Source organism: Rhodospirillaceae bacterium (genome assembly GCA_016712715.1).
GTDB lineage: Bacteria > Pseudomonadota > Alphaproteobacteria > Dongiales > Dongiaceae > Dongia.
On record JADJQM010000001.1, the window covers coordinates 1,057,568 to 1,082,444 of the forward strand.

Sequence of the window (24,877 nt, forward strand, 5' to 3'; positions counted from 1 at the left end):
GGCGTCCGTCGACGGCGCCAAGGCGAAAGGCCTCTCCATGGTGTTCTGGTTCTCCAGCCCAGAAGTGAATGGCGATGCCTATATCGCCGGCAAGAACGGCACACCCGCCTATATCATCGAAACGCTGGGTGGCCGGAACGTGGTGACCACCGAGGAGGAATGGCCGCTCGCCAGCTGGGAGACCATCGCCGGGGCCAACCCGCAGGTGATCGTGGTGGCCAAAATGGATCGCCGCCGTTTTGCCGCCGACGATATCGACGTAAAGCTCGACTTCCTGAAGACCGATCCGGTCACCAGCAAGCTCGACGCGGTGCAGAAGAACCAGATCGTCATCCTGGATTCCCAGGCGATGAATCCGACCATCCGCGCGGTTGGCGGCATCGAGGCCGTGGCCGAGGGCATCAAGAAGTTCGGGCTGGTCAATTGAGCCCGGCTGCGATCAATCCGGTGATCCAGGGTGGGTGGGGCCTGCGGGCCTCACTTGCCCTGGCGGCATTACTGGTCCTGGCATTTTCCATCGGCCTGGCGGTCTCCATCGGCGAGGTGCCGATCCCCCTCTTCGCCACCTACCAGGCGATTGCCAACAAGCTGTTCGGCACCGCGTTCGAGTTGAGCCGCATCCAGGAAGGCATCATCTGGGATTATCGCTTGAGCCGCGCGCTGGTCGCCGCCTGTTGCGGCGGCGCACTCGCCATCTCGGGCGCCATCCTGCAGGCGCTGTTGCGCAATCCGCTCGCCGAACCCTACGTGCTGGGCATCTCGGCCGGCGCCTCGACTGGCGCCGTCGCGGTGATGATCCTAGGGATCGGTGCCGGCCTCGTCACCTTGTCGATGGGCGCCTTTGCGGGGGCTGTCATCGCCTTCATCCTGGTGACACTGCTGGCGGCGGGGGCCGGTGGCGGCAGCGACCGTATCATCCTGGCAGGGGTGGCCGGATCGCAATTGTTCAATGCGCTCACCGCCTATGTCGTCACCACCTCGGCCAATGCCGAGCAGGCGCGCGGCGTCATGTTCTGGCTGCTGGGCAGCCTTGGCGGCGTGCGCTGGGAAGATGTCTATCTGGCGGCCCCCATCGCTATCATCGGCTTTGCCGTCTGCCAGCTTCATGCAAGGGCACTCGACGCGTTCACCTTCGGCATCGACGCGGCGGCGGCACTGGGCATTCCGGTGCTGCGCGTGCGCCTCATCCTGTTCGGCCTCACCGCGCTCATGACCGCCACCATGGTCGGCATCGTGGGGTCGATTGGCTTTGTCGGCCTGGTCGTGCCTCATGCCGCGCGCTTCCTGGTGGGACCGGCCCATGCCCGCCTGCTGCCGGCCTCGCTGATGATCGGCGCAGTGTTCATGGTGCTGGCCGACATCGTGTCGCGCATCATCGTCCCGCAGCAGATCCTGCCCATCGGCGTGGTAACGGCCCTGTTCGGCGCCCCCGCCTTCGCCCTCATCCTCTACCGTGCGAGGAAACCGCAATGAGCATCGCCACCACCGATATCAGCTGGTCGACCGCCGGCAGGATGATCGTCGACGGTGTCACGATTCACGTGGCGCCGGGCAAGACGCTGGGCCTGCTAGGACCGAACGGATCGGGCAAATCGTCGCTGCTGCGGCTGCTGTGCCGCCTGCGGCGGGTGGCAAGCGGCGTGATCACGCTGGGCGATATCGACATCACGCAGATGTCGCGGCTGAGCATCGCGCGCCGCGTGGCGCTGGTCGAACAGCAGGCGACGACCGAGGCGCTGGTCACCGTGCTGGATGTCGTGCGCCTGGGCCGCACACCGCATCGAGGGCCCCTCTCCCCCTGGACCAAGGCGGATGATGACGCGGTCGAGAACGCGCTCGGTCATGTCGGCATGGGGTCGAAGCGCGACCAGTCGTGGCAGACTTTGTCGGGCGGGGAGCGGCAGCGCGCCCATATCGCCCGGGCGCTGGCGCAGACACCGAGCGAATTGCTGCTCGACGAGCCGACCAATCATCTCGATATCCAGCACCAGCTGGAGATCCTGTCGCTGGTGAGTCGTCTGCCCGTGACCAGCATCGTGGCGCTCCACGATCTCAACCTCGCCGCCCTGTTCTGCGACATGGTGGCCGTTCTGCAGCAGGGCCGCGTCGTGGCCGCGGGCACGCCGGAAGAGGTGCTGAACGAAACCCTGATCCGCGATGTGTTTGGCGTGCGCGCGCATATCGACCGCTCGCCGCATCATGGCCGCCTGCAGATCCATTTCTCGCCCGATGTTGAGATGGCCTTGCGGAGGGCGGCCGAATGAACAGGCCGATCTCGCAAGGCGCCAATTATGCGCTGAAGGAGGACATCCGCCTTTATTGGTCGAACCGGGCCGAGACCTTCGACCTCGCCTTCGGTCATCGCATTCCGCCGGGCGCAGAATTCGACGCCTGGCGCGCGGCGATCCGCAGTCAACTGGGCGATGCACCGCGCCATGTTCTCGAACTTGCCTGCGGCACGGGTGAAGTCACGAATCTGCTTCTCTCGCTCGGGCACAAGGTCACCGCCATCGATTTCTCGGAGGCCATGCTGGCGGTCGCCAGAGCGAAGCACGCGGACAAGGCCGGCCGCGTGGCATTCCCTGCTGGCCGATGCCGAACACACGATGCTGCCCGATGCCGGCTTCGACGCCATCGTCTGCCGCCATCTGGTCTGGACCCTGACCGAACCCGACGCCGCCCTGCGCGAGTGGCACCGGCTGCTGAAGCCGGGCGGAAAGTTGCTGGTGTTCGATGGCGATTGGACAAAGCCCAGCAGCAGCGGCCGGCTTGCGGCCCGGCTGATTGCGCTGCTGGACCGCGTGATGGGGCCGGACCGGCATTATGACGGCGCGATGAGTGCGAGGCATGCCGACATCATGACCCACCTGCCCTTTGGCGATGGGCTCACGCCGGAAAGGCTGATGCCGCTGCTGCGGGATGCCGGCTTTGCCGACATTTCCCTGTCGTCGCATCGCCCAATTGCGCTGGCCCAGCGCCGCGCGGCGGATTTGCGCAACAAGCTGCGCACCTTCGTCTATCGCCGCTTTATCCTGACGGCACAGCGGGACTGACGGTTTTCAGCTCCGCGCGCTCCGCGGCGCCCCCTCGAGAGCCACCAATCGGCGCGGCGCCATAAGAACGGTTGCTTTAGCGCCAAATAGGGCGCTTGGTGATCGCTTGACCGGGTCGGATCGGTTGTCGGCGGTTGCAAGGCCAGGAGCCAGCGTGGCCTCCCGGTGGAAGCGACGGACAGATCCGATGGGTCCTCCAGGAAATTCATGACCGATTTCAAAGCGATGCTGTGCATCATCGGGGGCGTTGCCCTGGCGATGTGTGCGATCTTCTACGGCTTCCTGTTCTACATCTACCCGGAAGGCGCCACGAGCTATTGACGCGCCGCATGCCGGGCCGACCCGGTCCGCCTTTTACAGAAAGAAATTTCCATGAAGCATTTCACGCCGCCGATCGTGGTGCCGATCGCGTTGTTGCTGGGCGTCCTCATCATCGCCCTTATCCGCAACACTGCCCTCTAGCGACGGCTATGCCGGGGCGTTGATGACGGCCTCGATCCAGTAACCGTCCGGGTCGAGGACGAAGGCTGCATAATAATGCGGACCGTAATCAGGCCTGAGGCCAGGCGCGCCCAGGTCACTTCCGCCTTGGGCGAGCGCTGCGGCGTGGAACGCGTCAACTGCCGCCCGGCTGGGTGCGGCGAAGGCCAGATGGAAGCCCGGACGCGGCACTGAGGTCCCCGGTGACCGCTGCTTGATGGCGAATTTGTCCTGGCCGTTAACGATGCCGTAGCCGACCGCCTGATCGTCCTCGCCCGGCCGGATATCTTCCCAGACACGGCAATAACCGAGTGGTGCAAGCACAGCATCGTAGAACGTTGCCGCACGCACAATATCAGCTACACCGAAGGAAATGTGATGCAGCATCGGGCTGGTAGTTAGCCGCTGATCAGAACGGCCGGGATCAGAACGGGATGTCGTCGTCGAGGTCGCCGCCGCGGCTGCCGCCGCCAGCACCGCCACCCGACGATCCGCCGCCAAAGCCGCCGCCACCGCCGCTGCCGCCGCCATAACCGCCGCCGCCACCAGCGCCACCGCTGTAGCCGGCATCGCCATTGTCGGACATGCCGCCGACTTCACCCTTGCCGTCGAGCATGGTGAGTTCGCCGCGGAAACGCTGCAGTACGACTTCGGTGGTGTATTTCTCGGCGCCGGACTGGTCGGTCCATTTGCGGGTCTGGAGCTGGCCTTCGAGATAGACCTTGGAGCCCTTCTTCAGGAAACGCTCGGCGACGTCCACCAGGCGTTCGTTGAAGATCACGACGCGGTGCCATTCGGTCTTTTCACGGCGCTCACCTGAGCTCTTGTCGCGCCACGATTCGGAGGTCGCGATCGAGAGGTTGGCAACCTTGGTGCCGTCCTGCGTGGCGCGGATTTCCGGGTCACGCCCGAGATTGCCGATGAGAATAACCTTGTTGACGCTGCCAGCCATGACGCTGCCCCCTGCTGAAATCCGATTGAACTGGTGCGCCCGTATAGCGCTTCGCTGTCCATTTTCCTAGCATCCTGGCAAGAAGAACAAAAGGGGTATTACGATGGCCGTAAGGCCGCTATGATGCGCCCCAACTCGATCCCCGAAATAGCGCGATTCAGTCTGAAAGTGCGGTTGCTTCCCCATGGCTAACCATCTGAGAGATCATAAGATTTCCGTGCGCGGCGCGCGCGAGCACAACCTCAAGAACGTGGATGTCGACCTGCCCCGGGATTCGCTCGTGGTGATCACGGGCCTGTCCGGTTCCGGAAAGTCGTCGCTCGCCTTCGACACGATCTATGCCGAGGGGCAGCGGCGCTATGTTGAGAGCCTCTCGGCCTATGCCCGCCAGTTCCTGGAATTGATGCAGAAGCCGGACGTCGATTCGATCGACGGCCTGTCGCCGGCCATCTCGATTGAGCAAAAGACGACCTCGAAGAATCCGCGCTCGACGGTCGGCACCGTGACCGAGATCTACGATTACATGCGCCTGCTGTTCGCGCGCGTCGGTATCCCCTATTCGCCGGCCACGGGCCTGCCCATCGAGAGCCAGACCATCAGCCAGATGGTCGATCGGATCATGGCGCTGCCGGAGGGGACGCGGCTCCTGCTGCTGGCGCCGATCGCGCGCGGCCGCAAGGGCGAGTACCGCAAGGAATTCCAGGATCTGCAGAAGCGCGGCTTCCAGCGCGTGCGGGTCGACGGCACGATCCATGACATCGCCGAGGTGCCGGCGCTCAACAAGAAGCTGAAGCACGATATCGAGGTGGTGGTCGACCGCATCGCCGTGAAGAAGGGGCTGGAGACGCGCCTTGCCGGCAGTGTCGAGACGGCCCTGGGTCTGGCCGATGGATTGCTGTTTGCCGATTACGCCGACAAGCCGGACGAACGCATCCTGTTTTCGTCGCGTTTTGCCTGCCCGGTCTCCGGTTTCACGATCGACGAGATCGAGCCGCGGCTGTTCTCCTTCAACAACCCGTTCGGCGCCTGCCCGGTCTGCGATGGGTTGGGCGAGAAGCTCTATTTCGATCCTGAGATGGTGGTGCCGGATACGGCCAAGAATTTGCGGGACGGGGCGGTGGCGCCCTGGGCCAGCTCGACCTCGCAATATTACACGCAGGCGTTGGAAAGCCTCGCCAAGCATTACAAGTTTTCGCTGGGCACCGCCTGGAAGGATCTGCCGAAGAAGATCCGCGACGTGATCCTGTTCGGCTCGGGCGAGGAAATCGTCACCATGTCGTTCGATGACGGCACCCGGTCCTACAAGACGACGCGGCCGTTCGAGGGCGTCATCACCAATATGGATCGCCGCTTCCGCGAGACCGACAGCGCCTGGGTGCGCGAGGAATTGGGCCGCTATCAATCGACCAGCCCGTGCGAGGCCTGCGAGGGCAAGCGCCTGAAGCCGGAAGCCCTCGCGGTCAAGATCGACAAGAAGAACATTGCCGACGTCGCGGAATATTCCATCCTTCAAGCGGCCGATTGGTTCGGGGGTCTTGCCAAGAAATTGAGCAAGAAGGAGAACGATATCGCCTATCGTATCCTCAAGGAGATCAATGAGCGGCTGGGGTTCCTCAATTCCGTCGGCCTCGAATATCTGACCTTGGGCCGTGCCTCGGCGACGCTGTCAGGCGGCGAGAGCCAGCGTATTCGCCTCGCCTCCCAGATCGGCTCCGGCCTTACCGGTGTGCTCTATGTTCTGGATGAGCCGTCGATCGGGCTGCATCAGCGCGACAATGACCGGCTCTTGGCGACCCTGAAACGCCTCCGGGATCTCGGCAACACGGTGATCGTGGTAGAGCATGACGAGGATGCGATTCGCAACGCCGATTACCTGGTCGATATGGGGCCGGCCGCCGGTATCCATGGCGGCGAAGTGGTGGCGCAGGGTACGCCTGCCGAGGTGATGAAGTCGAACAGCCTCACCGCGCAATATTTGACCGGCAGGCGCAAGATCGACATTCCGACGGAGCGACGCAAGGGGGCCGGCAAGGCCGCGCGCCTGCGCATCGTCGGCGCCAGGCACAACAATCTGAAGAACATCACGGTCGATATTCCGCTGGGCACCATGACCTGCGTCACCGGTGTCTCCGGCGGCGGCAAGTCGACGCTGATCATCGAGACGCTCTACAACGCGCTGGCGAAGCGCCTGCATGATGCGCGCACGCATCCGGGCGAGCATGACCGCATCGAAGGTATCGAATTCCTCGACAAGGTGATCGACATCGACCAGTCGCCGATCGGCCGCACGCCACGCTCGAACCCAGCCACCTATACCGGCGCCTTCACGCCGATCCGCGAATGGTTTGCGGGCCTCCCCGATGCGCTGGCGCGCGGCTACAAGGCCGGGCGGTTCTCGTTCAACGTCAAAGGCGGCCGCTGCGAATCCTGCGAAGGCGACGGTGTCATCAAGATCGAGATGCATTTCCTGCCAGACGTCTATGTGCAATGCGACCAATGCAAGGGCAAGCGCTACAACCGTGAAACCCTCGAGGTGCATTTCAAGAACAAGTCGATCGCCGACGTGCTCGACATGACTGTCGAGGAAGGCGTCGACTTCTTCAAGGCGGTTCCCGCCATCCGCGACAAGCTCGCCATGCTGAACCAGGTGGGCCTGGGCTACGTCCATATCGGGCAGGCGGCCACCACCTTGTCAGGCGGCGAGGCGCAACGCGTGAAGCTCGCCAAGGAGCTCTCCAGGCGTGCCACCGGCCGCACGCTCTATATCCTCGACGAGCCGACCACGGGTCTTCATTTCGAGGATGTGCGCAAGCTTCTTGAGGTGCTGCAGCACCTCGTTGACCAGGGCAACACCATCGTCGTCATCGAACACAATCTCGAAGTCATCAAGGTCGCCGACTGGATCATCGACCTCGGCCCCGAAGGCGGCGACAAAGGCGGCCGCATCGTCGCCGAAGGCACGCCGGAAGACGTTGCCGACACGCCCGGCAGCTACACCGGCCAATATCTGGCGCCGTATTTGAGCAAGCGCGTGAAGAAGAAGGCAGCGAAGGGGTAGGACATGTACCAGCTCTATTGGAATCCCGGCAGTGCGGCGATGGCGCCTCAGGCGATCCTGCTGGAGGCAGGCGCCGAGGTCGAGTTCATCCGTGTCGACGGCGACAAGGGTGACTTGAAGAAGCCCGAGTATCAGAAATTAAACCCGCATGCGCGGGTGCCGACGCTGGTCTATGACGATGGCCAGGTCATGTATGAGAGTGCTGCCATCTGCCAGTTCCTGGTCGAGCGCTTTCCGGAATTGAAGCTGGCACCAGCCGTGGGTCACGCCGACCGCGCGCGCTATCTGCAGTGGATGGCGTATCTCACCAACACCGTGCAGGAAGCCTTGATGCATTGGTGGCATGGCGAGAACTTCATCGACGGTACGGCCGAGCAGGCCAAGCTCAAGGCGCAGGCCGAGCTGCGATTAGCCAAGATGTGGGCGTTCCTCGATGGCGAGCTGGCGGCCAAGGGGCCGCATCTATGCGGCGGGACCTTCTATGCCTGCGACTATTTCCTGGTGATGCTGGTGCGCTGGTCGCGGATGACCGAGAAACCCGGCCATCTCTATCCGCAGCTGAATTCGCTGATCCGGACCGCCATGGCGCGGCCAGCGTATAAGAAGATGCTGGAGCAGCAGGGCATCGAGCAGCTGGTTTAGCCGTCCTCACTCGTTCCATATCGTCATCCCCGGGCTTGACCCGGGGATGACGGCAGAGTTGTTCCAATCTCGTCACATCGCCCGCACGTTCGCGAGGAACTGATCGACACGCTGTTCCAGGTTTGCTGCCTGGTCGGCCAAGCCCCGGGCCACTTCCAGCACCGAGGCGGAGGTGCGGCCGGTGTCCTCGGCGGACTGGTTGACGCCGAGGATATTGCCGGAGACTTCGCGGGTCGCGGCGGATTGTTCCTCGACGGCGCTGGAGATCGAGGTGCTGATCTCGTTGACGCGGGCAATGATCTGGCCGATCTCGCGGATCGCCGATGCCGTAGTCTGGCTCGATTGCTGGATGCCGTCGATCTGCTGGCTGATTTCCTCGGTCGCCCGGCCCGTCTGGGTGGCGAGCGACTTCACTTCGGATGCCACCACGGCGAAGCCACGGCCCGCCTCGCCGGCGCGCGCCGCTTCAATCGTGGCATTCAGGGCCAGCAAATTGGTCTGGCCGGCAATGTCGGAAATCATCTGGGTCACATTGCCGATCCTGTCGGCAGCCCCCACCAGGGTTCCCACCATCTCTTCGGAGCTGCGCGCCTGGCCGACCGCAACGTTGATGATGCCGGTCGCATCCGTAAGCTGGCGGGCGATTTCGTTGACCGAGGCGGAGAGCTGCTCGGTGGCGGCGGATACCGTCGAGGATTGTTGCTTGGTCTGTTCCGCAGCGGCGGCCAATGACTGTGCCGTCTGCTGCATGTGTTCGGCCGAGACCGCCACGGATTGCACCAGCGACTTCACGTTGTCCTCGAAATCCTGTGCCAGGGCAGCATTCTCTGCCTTGCGCTTGGACAGATCGGTCGCGAACTTCACGACCTTGTACGGTCGCCCTTGCGCATCCAGGATCGGGTTGTAGGTGGCTTCGAGCCATATCTCCTTGCCGCCCTTGCCGACGCGGCGGAAGCGCCCGGCCTGGTATTCGCCGCGGTTGAGGCTTTCCCAGAACTGCTTGTATTCGGCGCTGGCTTTATAGGCAGGATCGGCGAAGATGCTGTGATGTTTGCCTTTGACCTCGTCCAGGCGATAGCCGACCACGCTGAGAAAATTCTCGTTGGCGTCGAGGATGGTGCCGTCGAGGTTGAACTGGATCACGGCCTGGGAGCGGCCGATCGCCTCGACCTGGCCCTGCAGGTCGGCGGAGCCCAGCTTCTGCGCAGTGATGTCGGTCGCGAACTTGACAACCTTGTAGGGCCTGCCGCGCAAATCGAGGATCGGGTTGTAGCTGGCTTCCAGCCAGATTTCCTTGCCGCCCTTGCCGATGCGCAGGAACTGTCCGGATTGGAAAGTGCCGCGACCAAGAGTTGCCCAGAACTGTCGATATTCGCTGCTGTCCTTATAAGCCGGCTCGACGAACAGGCTGTGATGCCTGCCCTGGATTTCAGCCAAGCTGTAGCCAACCGCCGCCAGGAAATTCGGATTGGCGGTGATGATCGTGCCATCGAGCTTGAACTCGATGACGGCCTGGGAGGTATGGAGCGCCGCGAGTTTCGCCGCCATTTCACGCTTGGATGAACCGAACACAGGCAAACTCCGTCTTGGGGAAATCGGGGGTTTGCAGTGGTCTACGGGGTCATTTCACGCCTAGATCAGCGACAGTTTACGATAGCAAATAAACTGCATACTATAGTGTGCATTTCGCGTGGACGCCGAGGCTCGGCGCTAAGCCGCCTTCGCGGCAATCGCTTCGACTTCGATCAACCATTCCGGATTGGCGAGTTGCTGGACAACGATCAGGGTCGAGGCGGGCTGGGCGCCGGCCAGTGCCTTGTCGCGGGCAATCCGGGATGCCGGCACATCCTCCCCCCTTGTCAGAATGACGTTCACCTTAACTAGATCATGGACATTCATGCCATCTGCCTCGAGACAGGCAATGAGATTGGCCCAGGCCAGCTCCGCCTGCGCGGCAAAGCCCTGGGCAGTCTGGTGCTGGCGGTCGCAGCCGACCTGGCCGCTGATATGCAGCCAGCGGAAATTGGCCGGGGCCGCGACCATCTGCGAATAGCGGCTGAAGGGCGGCGGGGCCGAGGGCGGGTTGAGGAAGTTCAGCATGATTGGGCTCCTTTGGTTCATAGCCTCCCACCTTCAGGGGGGGGTGGAGGGGGGCCGATCAGTCTCGTTTGTGGCAAGCCATCACCCATGCCCCCACCCTACCCTCCCCCTGAAGGGGGAGGGAATAAGGAAACCTTGCCCCGTCCCGTCCTGGGCGCTATGACCCGCCCCATGACCGAAAGCACTTTGAAGCCCGTCCATATCATCGGTGCCGGCCTGGCCGGTTCCGAGGCCGCCTGGCAACTTGTCTCGGCCGGCGTGCCGGTGGTGCTGCACGAGATGCGCCCGCACCGCGCCACCGACGCGCACCAGACCGACCGTTGCGCGGAGCTGGTCTGCTCCAACTCGTTCCGCTCGGACGATGCGGAGAACAATGCCGTGGGGCTGCTGCACGAGGAGATGCGCCGCGCCGGCTCGCTGATCCTGAAATCGGCCGATGCCAGGAAGCTGCCGGCGGGCGGGGCGCTTGCCGTCGACCGGGATGGCTTTGCCGAACGCGTCACCGCCGAGCTGATCGCGCATCCGCTGGTGACGCTGGCGCGCGGCGAGGTCGACGGATTGCCGCCCGAAGATTGGGACAGCGTCATCGTGGCGACCGGCCCCCTCACCTCGCCGGCACTTGCGGAAGCCATCCTGTCATTGACCGGCGAAGCATCGTTGAGCTTCTTTGACGCCATCGCCCCCATCGTGCACAAGGACAGCATCGACCTGGAGAAGGCCTGGTTCCAGTCGCGCTATGACAAGGTGGGACCCGAAGGCGACGGCGCCGACTATATCAACTGCCCGCTCGACAAGCCGCAATACCTCGCCTTCATCGAGGCGCTGCTGGTCGGTGAGAAGACCGAGTTCAAGGAATGGGAAGGCACACCCTATTTCGAAGGATGCCTACCCATCGAGATCATGGCCGCGCGTGGCGCCAACACTTTGCGTTTTGGGCCGATGAAGCCCATTGGCCTGTTCGATCCGCGCGAACAGCGCAGGCCCTATGCGGTGGTGCAGCTGCGCCAGGACAATGCGCTGGGCACGCTCTACAACATGGTGGGTTTCCAGACGAAACTGAAATATGCCGAACAGGTGCGCGTCTTCCGCACCATCCCGGGCCTCGAGCATGCCGAGTTCGCGCGGTTGGGCGGGCTTCACCGCAACACCTTCATCAACAGTCCGAAGCTGCTCGATCAAGCCCTGCGCTTGAAGGCGCAGCCACGGTTGCGCTTTGCCGGCCAGATCACCGGCGTCGAAGGTTATGTCGAGAGTGCCGCCATCGGATTGCTTGCCGGCCGCTTCGCCGCCGCCGAGCGATTGGGGCAGACGATGGCACCGCCACCGCTCACGACCGCCCTGGGCGCGCTCATCGGCCATATCACGGGCCAAGCGGACGCCAAGACCTTCCAGCCGATGAACGTCAATTTCGGCCTGTTCCCGGAAATCGATGCGCCCGACGGCCTCACCAAGGCGCAGTTACGCGAATGGAAATCCGGCCGCAAGCCGCGCCTCAGCCAACGCGCGCTGGGTGATCTGGCGGAGTGGCTGGCCTAGGAATCTGACCGCGGGCAGCCGTCAGACCGACTCGCCAGCGTTGCGGTACATGACCAGGGCGGCCGCGAGCACCATGCAGTCGATCTGGATTTCCGTCTGGCGCGACCGGCAATAGGCAAGATCGGAATCGTCAACCTGCAGGACCTCGGCGATCTTGCCGGTCAGGCAGTGGTGCAACGTGCCGCCGGCGGGTTTGACGCAATCGACCACCCAGCCGAGCGTGATGCGATCCCAGTAGGATTTGGCGGCATCACGACCGGCGGTCCAGTCGGCAGGATCGCTTTTCTCGCCCAGGCTCGTCTTCATGCGATAGAGCAATGTGCCATGTATGGCGCAATCTTCAAACGCCTCGAAATTGGCCACCCCGACACAGAATTTTTCGATCTGCTCGGCGGGATTGAGATCCTTGGCCATGGCGGTGAAAATGCACTTGTTGCCATTGCGAAGCGCCAGGAGTTCACCAAGATCCTTGCCGGTCATGCAATTCGATATGGCATGCTTCACAATGCGATCGGTCGCGGCATCCCGGCGCGCCATCATCTCCGGATAGCGGGCCCGAGCACGTTCCTGCAGCGCGACCTCACGCTGCTCGGGGGTGAGGCGGGCCATCGCTTCGTCGGACATCTCAGCGCCGACACCGGCGTATGGCTGGCTCAACGGCGCAGCGGCGCTGTTGGCGGCGGGAGATGCGGTCTGGCATCCACCGAGCATGATGGCCAAGCCAAACGAGACAAGAAATGCGGTACTGATTTTCATGGGACTCCCTCGCGCAGCGGCATCTTCGGTGAAGCATCCTGATACGAATAATTGCGCCTACATTTTAGGAGAGCCATCTGAAGTTGTCCAACGGGATCAGCGCGATCATCACCGCCCAACGAATGTCCATGGCAAAGGATGCCACGAGCCGCGGACCCATGCTTCACTGCATCATTGCCCAGCTATGAACCGACGCGCGTCGCCGCGCTCTCGATCAGCTCCAATGCCGCGGCTTCACCGATGCACTGGCCGAAGATGAAATCATCTTCAACCGCGAGGCATGACCGGCCATCTTCCGCCTTGCCGCCGAGGCGTCCCACCAGCCGATCGGCAAGGCAGGCACGGGCCGCTTCGTCGCCGGTATGGCCGGACTTGGTGCAGGCAAAGGATTCGTCAAGGGCGATGACGGCCATTTCGCCGGCCAACACGCCTTCGATATCCTGCCAGGCCGCGGCGGAGATGGGCACCTTGGACTGTTCCCGCACACGCATCAGCATCGAGCCCATCAGGATGCACTTGAAAGATTGCTCCGGTTCCTCGAAGCCGCCGCAATTTTCGTTGGCCGCGCCGCTGGGGTCGATGGCGAGAGCCGTCTTCTCATTGAAGCAGCCCATCAACCCGGCCTTGCTGGCGACTACGCTGTGGTCGCGGGCGCAGGCCGCCATCGCCTTCGAAAACATTTCTTTCATTGCCGCTTCGATGCGGGCATCAAATACGCCGTTGGTCTTGTTGTCGAGGGCCGTGGTGCTGCTCGAAACGGCAGGCGCCGTAACCTTGCTCGATGTCGCGGGGGGCGGCGTGGTGGCGCTGGTCGACTCCTGCCTGGCCTGGCAGCCCATCAGGCCACTCATGGCGATAGCGAAAGTGACCACGGGCAAGATGCGCCGAACACTCATGAACATGGGAGATGACCCTCTCAGATTCGCGCGACCATGAGATCAGCGCCGCTACTTATTGGATAATCGTTCGCCGCAGAACGACTACTACGATCAGCGGATATTGTCGGCTCGCCCGGCCAAAGGCAATCCCCTTTGCGAGGCGACATTGTCCTGGGTCGTCCAAAGCTCAGGTGGCGTCGACGACCAGGCCCGGGGCACCTACCAGATCAAGAGCGCTCGATCTTTAATGAAGATCGTCATGGATTCGCGCATCAGGCAGCCCATGGCATCGACTTGGCGCGCACAGATATCACCAGCCTCATCACCGAGGCCGTATGCCCGCAACAGGAACGCCAGCTGACAATCGGCCGCGGTCGACTTGGCGCATTGGAACATACTTTGTGCCGCGATTTCGGCATTGACGTTTTTCACGGCCAGACTCAGGTCCTGCCATTCCTCGGTCGACAGGACCTTCGGGCTGTCCATGTTGCGCAGAATGTCATTGAGGTAGCTGCCCGCCATCAGGCAGGTAAAGAAATTGTCCCGTTCCATCTCGGCCGCACAGGATGCTTCGCCCAAAGGTTCGTTGAACGCCTCCTTGATCTTGCTGTCGTAGCAAGCTGCCAGTGATAGCAGGCTGTGGGATTCGGACCATGAAGGCAATGTAGGGTCCGATTGGGTGCAGGCCTTTGCCAGCTTGACACGCACATCCGCCCCAATGGCCCGCAGTTTGTCTTGATGTGCCGTGTCGGCCAGTACAGTGGTGTCATACTGCTCCGGATACTGGCTGTGGGAGGATGTCGTGCCACCGGATGCACATGCCCCGAGCAGCGAGGCGAGCAGGGAAACGAGAACCGCGATCCGCATGAGCTGCACTAAGACCTGATCCGCCCGATCGCCGTCTTCCAGCCGGCATAGAGGCGATCGCGATCCGCCTCGGCCATTTCCGGTTTGAACTCCCGCTCCTGCTGCCAACTGGCGGCGGCGGTCTTGAGATCGGGAATGATGCCGGTGCCAAGCCCGGCCGCGATCGCCGCGCCGAGCGCCGTGGTTTCCACCACCACAGGCCGCCCGATCGGCACATGGAGGAGATCAGCCAGGAACTGCATGACCCAATCGTTGCGCGCCATGCCGCCATCGACGCGCAAGCTCTGCACATCGGTGCCGGTGTCGGCAATCATGGCACTCATGAGGTCGCGGGTCTGGTAGCAGACGGCCTCCAATGCCGCGCGCACGATCTCGGCGATGCCGGTGTCGCGGGTAAGTCCCAAGAGCGCGCCACGCGCCATCGGGTCCCAATAGGGCGCACCCAGGCCCGTGAAGGCCGGCACCAAATAGACACCACCCGTGCCGCGCACGGAGCGGGCCAGCACTTCCGTCTCGCCCGCCTGCTGGATGAGCTTCAAGCCGTCGCGCAGCCATTGCACGGCGGCGCCGGCGATGAAGATGCTGCCCTCGACCGCATAGGCGGTCTCGCCCTTCAGCTTGTAGCCGACGGTGGTGAGCAGCCGGTTCTTCGAGAGGACAGCTTTGGTGCCGGTGTTCATCAAGGCAAAGCAGCCGGTGCCATAAGTGCTCTTGATCATGCCGGGGGTGAAGCAGGCCTGACCGATGAGGGCTGCCTGCTGGTCGCCGGCCATGCCAGCGACCGGCAAGGCGATGCCCAGCTCGCGCGGATCGGTCGTGCCGAAACCGGCGGCGTTCTCCTTGATTTCCGGCAGCATCGAGCGCGGGATCTTGAACAGCGACAGCAGTTCATCATCCCAGGCCAGCTTGTGGATGTCGCAGAGCATGGTGCGCGAGGCGTTGGTGACATCGGTCGCGTGGGCCTTGCCGCCCGTCAGGCGCCAGAGCAGGAAGGTGTCGATGGTGCCGAAGGCAAGCTCGCCGCGCTCGGCAGATTCACGCGCGCCTGCAACATTCTCGAGAATCCAGGCAATCTTGGTGGCCGAGAAATAGCTGTCGATGAGGAGGCCGGTTTTGGCCTGGATCTTGGGCTCCCAGCCATCGGCGATGAGCTGCTTGCACATGGGGGCGCCGCGCCGGTCCTGCCAGACGATGGCATTGTGCACCGGCTTGCCGGTCTTCCGGTTCCAGACGACCGTGGTTTCGCGCTGGTTGGTAATGCCGATGGCAGCAATGCGTTCGGCCCCCACCTTGGCGATGACGCCCGGGCTCACCTCGACCGTGGCGCGCCAGATTTCCTCCGGGTCATGCTCGACCCAGCCATCGGCCGGATAGATCTGCGGCAGTTCCTTCTGTACCGTCGCCTGCGGTTCGCCGCGCAGGCTGAAGGCGATGGCGCGCGTGCTGGTGGTGCCCTGGTCGATGGCGAGGATGAGATCCGCTTTGGCCATGATGATCGCCCCCTATTTCGTGCCGAAGAGCCGGTCGCCGGCATCGCCGAGGCCGGGCACGATATAGGCCAGCTCGTTGAGATGGGAATCCAGCGCCGCCACGAAGATGGGCACACTTGGGTGCGCCGCCTGGACGACGCGGACGCCTTCGGGGGCTGCCACCAGCGACATCAGGCGGATATTGTCATCGGAAATGCCGCGCTTGTTGAGCGTGTCGATGGCCGCCGCCGCCGAGTGGCCGGTCGCCAGCATCGGGTCGACCAGGATGAAGATGCGGCCCTCGGGCTCCGGCAGCTTCACGAAATATTCAACCGGCCGCTTGGTCTCGTGGTCGCGGTAGAGACCGATATGGCCCATGCGGGCGGCGGGCACCAGTTCCATGAGACCATCCGCCATGCCGAGGCCGGCGCGCAGGATCGGCACCACGGCGATCTTCTTGCCCATGATCACCGGCGCATCCATTTTCGTGAGCGGCGTTTCGATCTCCTGGGTCGTCATCGGCAGATCGCGCGTGAGCTCGTAGCCCATGAGGAGTGCGATCTCCTTGAGCAACTGGCGGAACAGGGTGGTCGGTGTCGACTTGTCCCGCATCATCGAGAGCTTGTGCTGGATCAGCGGATGATCGAGCACGCTCAGCGTCGGGAATTCCTTGAATGTCTTGACCATGGGCCGCTCCCTATTCCCGTCGCCGGGTTCGTTGCTTCTTGATTGATGCGCGTCAGATGACCTGGAAACCGTGTTTGTAGGGATCGCGATCGTCGATGAAGATGGTGTTGAAGCCGGTGACCCGCGCCCAGCCTTCGATCGACGGCACGATAGCCGGCTTGTTGCCGACGGTTGCCGCCTGCTCGACCCGGCCCTTGAAGAGCGAACCGATGATGCTCTCATGGACAAAATTGTCGCCGACCTTGAGGCGCCCTTTGCCGGCAAGCTGCGCCATGCGCGCCGAGGTGCCGGTGCCGCAGGGCGAACGGTCGATCGCCTTGTCGCCATAGAAGACCGCGTTGCGCGCATCGGCGCCGGCGACGGTGGGCTTGCCTGTCCACAGGATGTGCGAGAGGCCCTGGATGGTGGGGTTCTCGGGATGTTGGAAGGTATAGCGCTCGTTCATCCGGCGGCGGAGTTCGCGGCTCATCGCAATAAGCTCGCCGGCGGTGAAATCCGCCATGTCGCGATAGCCAGCCTGTGGTTCGACGATGCAATAGAAATTGCCACCATAGGCTACGTCGACCTTGATGGGCCCGATCTCCGGGCAATCGATCTCCAGCCCCTCGGAATGCAGGAAGCCCGGCACATTGGTGAGACGCACCGATTCGACATAGTCGCCGACCTGTTCATAGGTCGCGACTACGAGGCCCGCAGGCGTGTCGAGGCGCAGTTCGCCCGGTTTCTTCGGCCGCACCAAACCGTTCTCGATGGCGACCGTCACCGTGCCGATGGTGCCATGGCCGCACATCGGCAGGCAGCCCGAGGTCTCGATGAACAGGATGGCAACATCACAATCGGGCCGGGTCGGCGGATAGAGGATGCTGCCGGACATCATGTCATGGCCGCGCGGCTCGAACATCAGGCCGGTGCGGATCCAATCGAATTCCTTGAGGAAATGCTGGCGCCGCTCGCTCATGCTGGCGCCGGTCAATTGCGGTCCGCCCCCCGACACGACCCGCACCGGATTGCCGCATGTATGCGCGTCGATGCAGGAGAAGGTGAATCGGGCCATGTGGTTAACCTTTTGATGGGTAAGGAAGTTGTTGGCGCCGCCGGACATGACAGCGAGCCCGCCAATTGATATAACCCGGCCCCGGCCTTGGCAATCTTCAACCGACCGAGTCCCATTTGTGATTCGTTGCCGCAGATGACCTGAGAAAAGATGTCTTCAAAGCGTGTCATCAGGTCCTCCGGCCTCAGCTTCCGCCGACAATCGCGGGACAGCCACCCTGGTCGCTGGGTGCTGCTTGTAGCACTCCTTGTGCTCATCCCAGGCCTGCTCTGCGGCGCCAGCGCCATCCTTCTGTGGCGGAGCCAGGAGTTGATGGCGCCGACCCTCGCGGCCGGGCGGCAGGAGACCCATGGCGGTCTCTATGGACCGGCCTCCGATGTCGGCACCTATGCCTACAAGCTGGAACGATATCGCCTGACGCGGCCCGATATTCTCGTCATCGGCTCGCGGCGGCTGTCCGCCCTGCCCGGCGAAGCTTTCGCGACGACGGTCTACAATGCGGCAGGGGCCGCTGGCTCGCTCGACCAGCTCACCAGCTTCGTCCGGGCGGCGGTGGCATTGCATCCCCCCAAATCAATTCTGATCGGCCTCGATTTCTGGTGGTTCCATCCCGATGCGCCGCCGGCCGGCCCGTCGGTTGCTGACGCGCCGAATTTCGCCGCGCATCTCCACAGTCCCGCGCTGTGGCTGCTGACCGGACAGGTCTCGCCCGGCCACTGGTTTGGTGGACTGCTTCCCGCAAGTGATGAAAGCTTCAGCATCGGCGCCCTGGCGATGTTGAACGGCCAGGGCTGGGACGCCTATGGACGCTATGATGGTCCCGCGGCCGACAATGACGAGCCAGCCGGCTTGCGCGATGTTCGCGTCGCCCCGTCGCCGGCGGCCCTGGCGCAATTCACCGACCTCCTCGCCGAACTCAACGACAAGTCCGTCGAAGTGATCCTGATGGTGCCGCCGATGGCCGCATCGCTCCGCGCATCCCTTGCCAGGGATTCGGAGAACCGGCTGGTGCCCCTTTGGCGCGACGCCCTCCGCGCCACGGGCCAGCGCGTGTTCGATTTCGACGATGCCGTCGTCCTGGGGTCGTCCGATTGCGAATTCGTCGACGATCTTACCGGTGGCGAGGTGACCGATATCCGCGCCCTGGAGGCGATCGCGGGCGCGGGCGGCACGATCCTCAGCCAATCCATTGACCGCGATCTGGTCACGAGCCTGATTGCCAGCAATATCGGGCACAAGCGCCTTGTCGAGCTGTTGCCAGCGGATGCAGCGCCAGGATCGCTCTACCGCGACAGTGACTGCGACAAGGCGCGCTGAGAAAAACACCAACAGGGCCATGCGGTTAACCATTTTCCGGACATGCGGCGGGGCATGACATCAGGCCAGCCAGTTGGTATAACCCGGCCCCGGCCTTGGCTATCTCAACCGACTGATTCTGTGCCCGCATGACCCAGGAAAATGTCCTTCCGGATCACGTATCCGACCCTGTGCGCGGCGGTCCGCGCACGGCGTCCGTCGGACGGCGGCGCACGGCGCGCTACCTGACAATTTTCTTTGTGCCGATCCTGATCGCGGTACTGGTCCTGGCAGCTCTCTACACCTTCCTCATACGGGTGGAGGAAACGACCGGACCCGTCGCGGCGGCAAGGCTCCAGGATGAGACCGGTACGCTCTATGGACCGGCCCTCGTCTACCGCCCCTACGCCTACAAGCTGGAACGCTATCGGCTGAAGACGCCGGATTTCCTGCTGGTCGGTTCGTCCCGCGTCATGCCGTTTGCCGGCGAGGTTTTTTCAGGCTCGGTCCTCAATGCGGGTGGTGCCGCCAACACCCTGGACCAGGCAGTCGCCTTCACCCGCGCCGCGATCGCCATCCACAAGCCGAAGTCGATCCTGCTCGGGCTGGATTTCTGGTGGTTCAACCCTAACCGCGATGACGAGATCGATGCCACCGGCACGTTGAGCGACGAGGTCGAGGTTTCCCTGACCCAGTTGATGACGCCGGTGCAGTGGGTGGCAGACGACGCCATTCACCTCAGCTCGTTCCTGGAAGGATTGTCGCCGTTTCACGCGCTGCCGCAGGGCATCGGGGCGTTTGCCAAATTCGGCGGACGCGGCTGGGACGTCTATGGCCGCTATGATTACGGCACGTTGATTGACGGTGGCATGAAAAGCGACGACAGGCAGTTCAAGCGCACCTTGAAGCGCCTGCAAAGCGCCAGGAAGTCGAGCAAGATGAACGTTCATGTCGCACCGTCCGCGCAAGGACTGCAGCAATTGCGCGACCTGGTGCGGGAGCTGGAAACACAATCGATCGAAGTGATCCTGCTGGTCCCGCCGCTGGCCGGGCCTGTGCAGGCGGCAATGGACCAGGATGCCGAAAACCGGCTGGTGCCGCTCTGGCGTGATGCCCTTGGCAGCATCGGTGCGCGCCTGTTCGATTTTTCCGATGCCGGCGCGTTGGGGTCCTCCGATTGCGAATTCGTCGACGGGTTCCATGGCGGCGAAGTGACCTATCTGCGCATCCTCGATGCCATCGGCAATTTCGGCGGCACCAAGTTCGGGCAGGCGATCGACCGCGACATGGTCACCGGCCTCATTGCCAGCAATGCCGGCCATGCGCGCTTGCGCGAATTGCGGCCGGGTGACGTGCCGCCCGAAGTCGATTTCCTCGACCTCGGCTGCGACAAGTCTTCGTGACCGCCTTGAATTCCCTCTCAGCGCCCACACCGAGGCCCTAGCATGCTTTTCAATTCCTACCAGTTCATGTTCGTCTTCCTGCCGGTGACACTGGCGCTGTTTTTCCTGCTCGGCCGCTTCGCCGCACGCGACATGGCGGTGGGCTTTCTCGCTTTGGCCTCGGTGTTCTTCTATGCCTGGTGGAGCCCGATCTACATCCTCCTCATCCTGGGCGAGGTGGTGTTCAGCTTCCTGGTCGGCCGTCAGCTGGAGCGGACCGATCTTTCCAATCGGGCGCGGCGGCTCATTCTGACCGCCGCCATCGCGCTCATCCTGGTGGTGCTGGGCTATTTCAAATACGTCAATTTCTTCCTGGGCATTGTCAACGACACGGCCGGCACGGATTGGAGTCTCGGCCTCATCATCCTGCCGCTCGGCATTTCGTTTCATACCTTCCAGCAGATCGCCTATCTGGTGGATGCCTATCGCCGGTCGGCCAAGCATTACCGGCTGATCGATTTCTGCCTGTTCGTGACCTTCTTTCCGCAGCTGGTGGCCGGCCCGATCGTGCATCACAACGAGGCCATTCCGCAGATCCGCCAGCCGGGTTTCCTGAAGCCACGGGCCATCAACATCCTGGTGGGCCTGTCCTTGTTCGGCTTGGGCCTCTTCAAGAAGACGGTGATCGCCGACACGCTGGCGCAGATCGCCAATCCCGCTTTCGCCGCCGCCCATGCCGGCGCCGACCTCACTTTGGTCGAGGCGTGGATGGGGGCGCTCGCCTACAGCCTGCAACTCTATTTCGATTTCTCGGGCTATTCCGACATGGCGATCGGCCTTGCGCGCATGTTCAACATCCGCTTCCCGGCCAATTTCCATTCGCCCTACAAGGCGGTCAACATCGCCGATTTCTGGCGCCGCTGGCACATGACCCTGTCACGTTTCCTGCGCGACTATCTCTATATCCCGCTGGGCGGCAATCGCCACGGCACGGCGCGGCAGTTGGCCAATCTGCTGCTCACCATGCTGCTGGGCGGGTTGTGGCATGGCGCGGGCTGGACCTTCATCATCTGGGGCGCGCTCCACGGCGCGTTCCTGGTGGTGCAGCGCCTGTGGTCGGGCTTCTGCAAAGGCCGCGGGTTCGCCCTGCCGCGGCCCGTGGGCTGGCTCATCACCATGCTGGTGGTGATGGTGGCCTGGGTCTATTTCAAGGCGGTCGACGTCGCCACGGCGCATAGCGTGTTGGCTTCCCTGGTGGGCGCCAGCGGCTTCGGCCTGAAGACGCCCAACCTGCCCGATCTGCCGCTGGATGGCTGGCCGGTGATCCTGATCGCCGGCCTCATCGCGACGCTCGCCCCCAACAGCACCGAGATCTTCCGCCGTTATGCGCCGACGCTGAAGCTGGTGACGCTGACGCGGCGCCATCTCGGGCGCTATGAGCGCTATCTGGAATGGCGCCCGGTGGCCGGATGGGCGCTGGCGGCGGGTCTGGTGACGACGGCCGGCGCCGTCGCCATCCTCGGCTGGCAATCCGAATTCCTCTATTTCCAGTTCTGAAACATGAAAAGAAAAAGCTCATATCTTCGCTACGCCCTGCTGTTCGCAATCCCGCTGGGAATTGCCTTCGGACTGCTGGGCATTTCTTACCTCGCCTTGCATCGTGCCGGCGAGACGATCGATCCGATCACCGCCGCCAGCATCCAGCAAGAGCACGATGTCCGCTACAGTTCGGGGCTGTTCTATCGGCCGCGCCCCTACAAGATCGAACGCGCGAGGCTTGCCGAGGCCGAGGTCGTGCTGCTGGGTTCGTCACGCGCGATGCAGTTCATTGCCGATCCCTGGCGCAGCAAAGCGATCAATGCCGGCGGCGCCATGCGCGATCTTGAATCCGGTGAGATCTTCGTCAACGCGGTGCTCGAACGCTATCGTCCCAGGCAAATGATCATCGCCCTGGATTGGTGGTGGCTAAGCGCAACCAGGCGGCCGGATGCACCGACGGACGCTTCGCCGGAGACGCCGCTGACACTCCATGAACTGACGCAGCCTGCGGTGTGGCTGTGGAACGGCACGCTGACACCACGGAATCTGTCGACCCTGCTGTTTTCGCCCGAGGATCTGCTGCCCGGCATCGGCCTGCCCGCCCGCTTCGGCGATGCCGGCTGGGATCCTTTCGGTCATTATGACTACGGCATCAGCCTCACCGAGCAGGCCGGCGGCAGCGATGTGGGCTTTGCCGAAACGCTGAAGGATATGGCACGGCAATCGAAGCGCAACGACCGGGCGCCGTGGAACGAATTTTCGGAAGCGAGTTGGCACCGGCTGGAAGTATTGATCCACAAGCTGCAGGACCATGATGTCGAAGTCATGGTCGTGCTGCCGCCGGTTGCCGGCCCAATTTATGAATGGGTGGCAGAACAGTCGGAGCCCAATATCGTCAACGAGGTGCGCCGCCGCCTGTCATCGCTGCCGGTCCTCACCTTCGATTTCCACGACCCATCGAGCCTCGGCACCGATCCGTGCGAATTTGTCGATGGCATTCACGGCGGCGAAGTGACCTATCTGCGGGTGATCGATGCCATGGCGGCCGACCCCAGCAGCCATCTTGATCAGGCGGTCGATCGCCCCCTCATCCGCCAATTGATCGATGCCAACAAGGGTCGCGCCACCGTGGCGCGTGAAGGCCGCGCGCCAGAAGCCGATTTCAACAGCCTCGGCTGCCGGAAATAGTCAGCGGCTGCTCTTCAAGAGGTCGCGGATTTCGGCCAGCAGCTTCTCGCTCTCCGAGGGGCCTGGGGCGGGTGCCGCCTCTTCCGCCTTCTTGAAGCGGTTGATCTGCTTGACCAGCAGGAAGATGGCAAAGGCCACGATCAGGAAATTGATGCAGGCATTGAGGAACAGGCCGTAATTGATCGTGACCACGCCGGCATCGGTCGCTGCCTTGAGCGTGTCGTAATGTTCGGTGCTCAGCGCGATGAAGAAATTCGAGAAATCGATGCCGCCAAGGATCCAGCCGATGGGCGGCATAATGATGTCCTTGACCAGCGAATTGACGATGCCGGTGAAGGCCGCGCCGATGATGATACCGACGGCTAGATCCACCACATTGCCGCGTACGGCAAAATCCCGGAATTCCTTGAACATGGCCGTCCCCTTCATCGTCATGTCGAGACCGGCAGGTTAGGTCAGCCGAGGACGGACCGCAAGGCGCCGACCACCCTTGTTACATCCGCATCCGTCATATCGGGATAGAGCGGAATCGAGAGCTGTCGGGCGTAATAGGAATCCGCACCCGGCAGGTCCTGCTTGCCGTAGAGATCGCGGTAATAGGGCTGCTGATGGACCGGCAGGTAATGCACCATGGTGCCGACACCCAGCGCCTTCAGTTCAGCCATGACCTGCGCCCGCGACTTGCCGATCCCGGCAAAATCGATCAGCACGGCATAGAGGTGCAAGGCAGCGTTATCGCCGGGCTGCGCCGGCACGATCTTGAGCCTCGGCGCGAGGTCGGGCAGCAGCTTGTCATAGAGGGCGGTGAGTTCGCGGCGGCGCGCGATGAAGCGCGGCAATTTAGCGAGCTGGCTTTCGCCGAGCGCGCAGGCGAAGTCGGTGATGCGGTAGTTCCAGCCCAGGGCCTGCATCTCGTAATACCAGGGGTTCGGCTGGCCATCGGGACCGAAGCCCAGATCGCGGTGCCGGAAATCGGCCGCGTCGCGCACCATACCGTGGCTGCGATAGGTCTGCATGATCTTGTAGTGATTCGGGTCGTTGGTCGTGGTGACGCCACCCTCGCCAGTGGTCATGGTCTTGACCGGATGCAGCGAGAAGCAGGCGAGTTCCGAGAGCGCACAGGCGCCGACCTTTGCCGTGCTGCTGTTGCCCGATTGATGGATGCCACCCAGCGCGTGGCAGGCGTCTTCGATCACCTTGATCCCACGCGCCTCGGTGAGGGCGCGGATGGCGGTGAGATCGGCGCAATGGCCGTTGAGATGCACCGGCAGCACCGCTTTCACCTTGGCCGAGCCCGCCTTCGACAGCGCCGCCGCCAACGTCGCGGCGGTCAGCCGCCCCGTATCGGCATCGACATCGGCGAAGATGACATCGGCCCCGCAATAGCGCGCCGCATTGGCCGTGGCGAGGAAGGTCAGGGTCGGCACGATGACCGCATCCCCTTTCTGCAGACCCAGCGCTATGCAGGCGAGATGGAGCGCCGCCGTGCCGCTGTTGCTGGCGATGGCATAACGCGCACCGACCATCTCGGCGAAGGCCTGCTCGAAGCGACCGACGCCGGGACCGGTGGTGAGGTAATCGGCCTGCAGAGCCTTGGTTACGCTGGCGATATCGTCCTGGTCGATGCTCTGGCGGCCGTAGGGCAGAAAGGAATTGTTGCTCATGATCTCTTTGACGCGGCTGATATGGATAGACTGGGACTAAGACCTATAGCGGGCCATACCGGACCACGCCAGTCAGGAGGCGTATCGAGACATAAGGTATTAACTATTCTTCCTTAGAGTCGGTGCGACCGAGGCTTGCTATAGTTATCCACAAGACCTGAGTCGCAGCCGCCTGCACCGCTGGTGCGGGCATCTACCAAGTGAGGCAGGGAGTATCCCCGCAGATGACCGAGTTGGACGGCACGGACGCCCAGGACGGCGAAGGTCAGCCGAAAG

At 63.0% G+C, this 24,877-nt stretch carries 21 protein-coding genes and 1 pseudogene; 10 read left to right on the plus strand and 12 right to left on the minus strand.

Features of this window, described 5'->3' with window-relative positions:
* Positions 1 to 159: 159 nt before the first annotated feature.
* From IPK59_05300 to IPK59_05310, 3 genes and pseudogenes are all read left to right on the plus strand, one after another.
* Positions 160 to 1,473 (plus strand): iron ABC transporter permease, encoded by a 1,314-nt coding sequence (locus IPK59_05300; protein ID MBK8158209.1) that lies wholly within the window; start codon positions 160 to 162, stop codon positions 1,471 to 1,473.
* Positions 1,470 to 2,264 carry an ABC transporter ATP-binding protein gene (locus IPK59_05305; GenBank protein MBK8158210.1) on the plus strand — a complete coding sequence of 265 codons (795 nt, stop codon included), beginning with the start codon at positions 1,470 to 1,472 and terminating at the stop codon, positions 2,262 to 2,264. Before IPK59_05300 ends, IPK59_05305 begins: the two co-directional genes overlap by 4 nt.
* Positions 2,261 to 3,053, plus strand: a pseudogene (locus IPK59_05310) (methyltransferase domain-containing protein). The gene IPK59_05305 and the pseudogene IPK59_05310 overlap by 4 nt, the downstream one beginning before the upstream one ends.
* 468 nt (positions 3,054 to 3,521) lie before the next feature.
* Here the strand turns inward: IPK59_05310 and IPK59_05315 are convergent.
* Positions 3,522 to 3,920 (minus strand): VOC family protein, encoded by a 399-nt coding sequence (locus IPK59_05315; protein ID MBK8158211.1) that lies wholly within the window; start codon positions 3,918 to 3,920, stop codon positions 3,522 to 3,524.
* A 37-nt stretch (positions 3,921 to 3,957) separates the two neighbouring features.
* On the minus strand, positions 3,958 to 4,485 hold the full coding sequence (ssb, locus tag IPK59_05320; GenBank protein MBK8158212.1) for a single-stranded DNA-binding protein: 528 nt from the start codon (positions 4,483 to 4,485) through the stop codon (positions 3,958 to 3,960).
* Between the two features lie 184 nt (positions 4,486 to 4,669).
* On the opposite strand from ssb, the gene uvrA reads away from it, so the two are divergent.
* Positions 4,670 to 7,543, plus strand: a complete 2,874-nt coding sequence (gene uvrA / locus IPK59_05325; GenBank protein MBK8158213.1) for an excinuclease ABC subunit UvrA — start codon at positions 4,670 to 4,672, stop codon at positions 7,541 to 7,543.
* A 3-nt stretch (positions 7,544 to 7,546) separates the two neighbouring features.
* Positions 7,547 to 8,185, plus strand: a complete 639-nt coding sequence (locus tag IPK59_05330) for a glutathione S-transferase family protein (protein MBK8158214.1) — start codon at positions 7,547 to 7,549, stop codon at positions 8,183 to 8,185.
* A 72-nt stretch (positions 8,186 to 8,257) separates the two neighbouring features.
* Here IPK59_05330 and IPK59_05335 read toward each other — a convergent pair whose 3' ends face one another.
* Positions 8,258 to 9,733, minus strand: a complete 1,476-nt coding sequence (locus IPK59_05335) for a PAS domain-containing methyl-accepting chemotaxis protein (GenBank protein MBK8158215.1) — start codon at positions 9,731 to 9,733, stop codon at positions 8,258 to 8,260.
* A gap of 162 nt (positions 9,734 to 9,895) precedes the next feature.
* A complete protein-coding gene (locus IPK59_05340; GenBank protein MBK8158216.1) occupies positions 9,896 to 10,285 on the minus strand; it encodes a RidA family protein in 390 nt (129 codons plus the stop codon).
* Between the two features lie 171 nt (positions 10,286 to 10,456).
* On the opposite strand from IPK59_05340, the gene trmFO reads away from it, so the two are divergent.
* A complete protein-coding gene (trmFO, locus tag IPK59_05345; GenBank protein MBK8158217.1) occupies positions 10,457 to 11,821 on the plus strand; it encodes a methylenetetrahydrofolate--tRNA-(uracil(54)-C(5))-methyltransferase (FADH(2)-oxidizing) TrmFO in 1,365 nt (454 codons plus the stop codon).
* Between the two features lie 21 nt (positions 11,822 to 11,842).
* Here trmFO and IPK59_05350 read toward each other — a convergent pair whose 3' ends face one another.
* The 6 genes from IPK59_05350 to IPK59_05375 form a co-directional block, all read right to left on the minus strand.
* Positions 11,843 to 12,577, minus strand: a complete 735-nt coding sequence (locus tag IPK59_05350; GenBank protein MBK8158218.1) for a hypothetical protein — start codon at positions 12,575 to 12,577, stop codon at positions 11,843 to 11,845.
* A 182-nt stretch (positions 12,578 to 12,759) separates the two neighbouring features.
* Positions 12,760 to 13,479 (minus strand): hypothetical protein, encoded by a 720-nt coding sequence (locus IPK59_05355; GenBank protein MBK8158219.1) that lies wholly within the window; start codon positions 13,477 to 13,479, stop codon positions 12,760 to 12,762.
* 195 nt (positions 13,480 to 13,674) lie between these two features.
* Positions 13,675 to 14,331 (minus strand): hypothetical protein, encoded by a 657-nt coding sequence (locus tag IPK59_05360; protein MBK8158220.1) that lies wholly within the window; start codon positions 14,329 to 14,331, stop codon positions 13,675 to 13,677.
* On the minus strand, positions 14,331 to 15,812 hold the full coding sequence (gene glpK, locus IPK59_05365; protein MBK8158221.1) for a glycerol kinase GlpK: 1,482 nt from the start codon (positions 15,810 to 15,812) through the stop codon (positions 14,331 to 14,333). Before glpK ends, IPK59_05360 begins: the two co-directional genes overlap by 1 nt.
* 12 nt (positions 15,813 to 15,824) lie before the next feature.
* Positions 15,825 to 16,478: a uracil phosphoribosyltransferase gene (upp, locus tag IPK59_05370; GenBank protein ID MBK8158222.1), complete on the minus strand. Its 654-nt coding sequence runs from the start codon at positions 16,476 to 16,478 to the stop codon at positions 15,825 to 15,827.
* A gap of 52 nt (positions 16,479 to 16,530) precedes the next feature.
* Complete coding sequence (locus tag IPK59_05375; protein ID MBK8158223.1) at positions 16,531 to 17,532, minus strand: 4-hydroxyproline epimerase; 1,002 nt, start codon at positions 17,530 to 17,532, stop codon at positions 16,531 to 16,533.
* Positions 17,533 to 17,682: 150 nt separating this feature from the next.
* Between IPK59_05375 and IPK59_05380 the strand changes: the two genes are divergently transcribed.
* The 4 genes from IPK59_05380 (at position 17,683) to IPK59_05395 (ending at position 22,937) form a co-directional block, all read left to right on the plus strand.
* On the plus strand, positions 17,683 to 18,849 hold the full coding sequence (locus IPK59_05380) for a hypothetical protein (protein ID MBK8158224.1): 1,167 nt from the start codon (positions 17,683 to 17,685) through the stop codon (positions 18,847 to 18,849).
* Positions 18,850 to 18,977: 128 nt separating this feature from the next.
* Positions 18,978 to 20,231, plus strand: coding sequence for a hypothetical protein (locus IPK59_05385; GenBank protein ID MBK8158225.1), 1,254 nt, complete (start codon positions 18,978 to 18,980; stop codon positions 20,229 to 20,231).
* Between the two features lie 42 nt (positions 20,232 to 20,273).
* A complete protein-coding gene (locus IPK59_05390) occupies positions 20,274 to 21,767 on the plus strand; it encodes an MBOAT family protein (GenBank protein MBK8158226.1) in 1,494 nt (497 codons plus the stop codon).
* A gap of 3 nt (positions 21,768 to 21,770) precedes the next feature.
* The gene (locus IPK59_05395) at positions 21,771 to 22,937 is read left to right on the plus strand and encodes a hypothetical protein (protein MBK8158227.1); all 1,167 of its coding nucleotides are present in this window, start codon (positions 21,771 to 21,773) and stop codon (positions 22,935 to 22,937) included.
* Here the strand turns inward: IPK59_05395 and mscL are convergent, their stop codons facing one another.
* Together mscL and pseC are read right to left on the minus strand one after the other, a co-directional pair.
* Positions 22,938 to 23,351: a large conductance mechanosensitive channel protein MscL gene (gene mscL, locus IPK59_05400; protein ID MBK8158228.1), complete on the minus strand. Its 414-nt coding sequence runs from the start codon at positions 23,349 to 23,351 to the stop codon at positions 22,938 to 22,940.
* A 41-nt stretch (positions 23,352 to 23,392) separates the two neighbouring features.
* Entirely contained in the window at positions 23,393 to 24,601 is a 1,209-nt protein-coding gene (gene pseC / locus IPK59_05405) for a UDP-4-amino-4,6-dideoxy-N-acetyl-beta-L-altrosamine transaminase (GenBank protein ID MBK8158229.1), read from the minus strand.
* Positions 24,602 to 24,877: the final 276 nt, after the last annotated feature.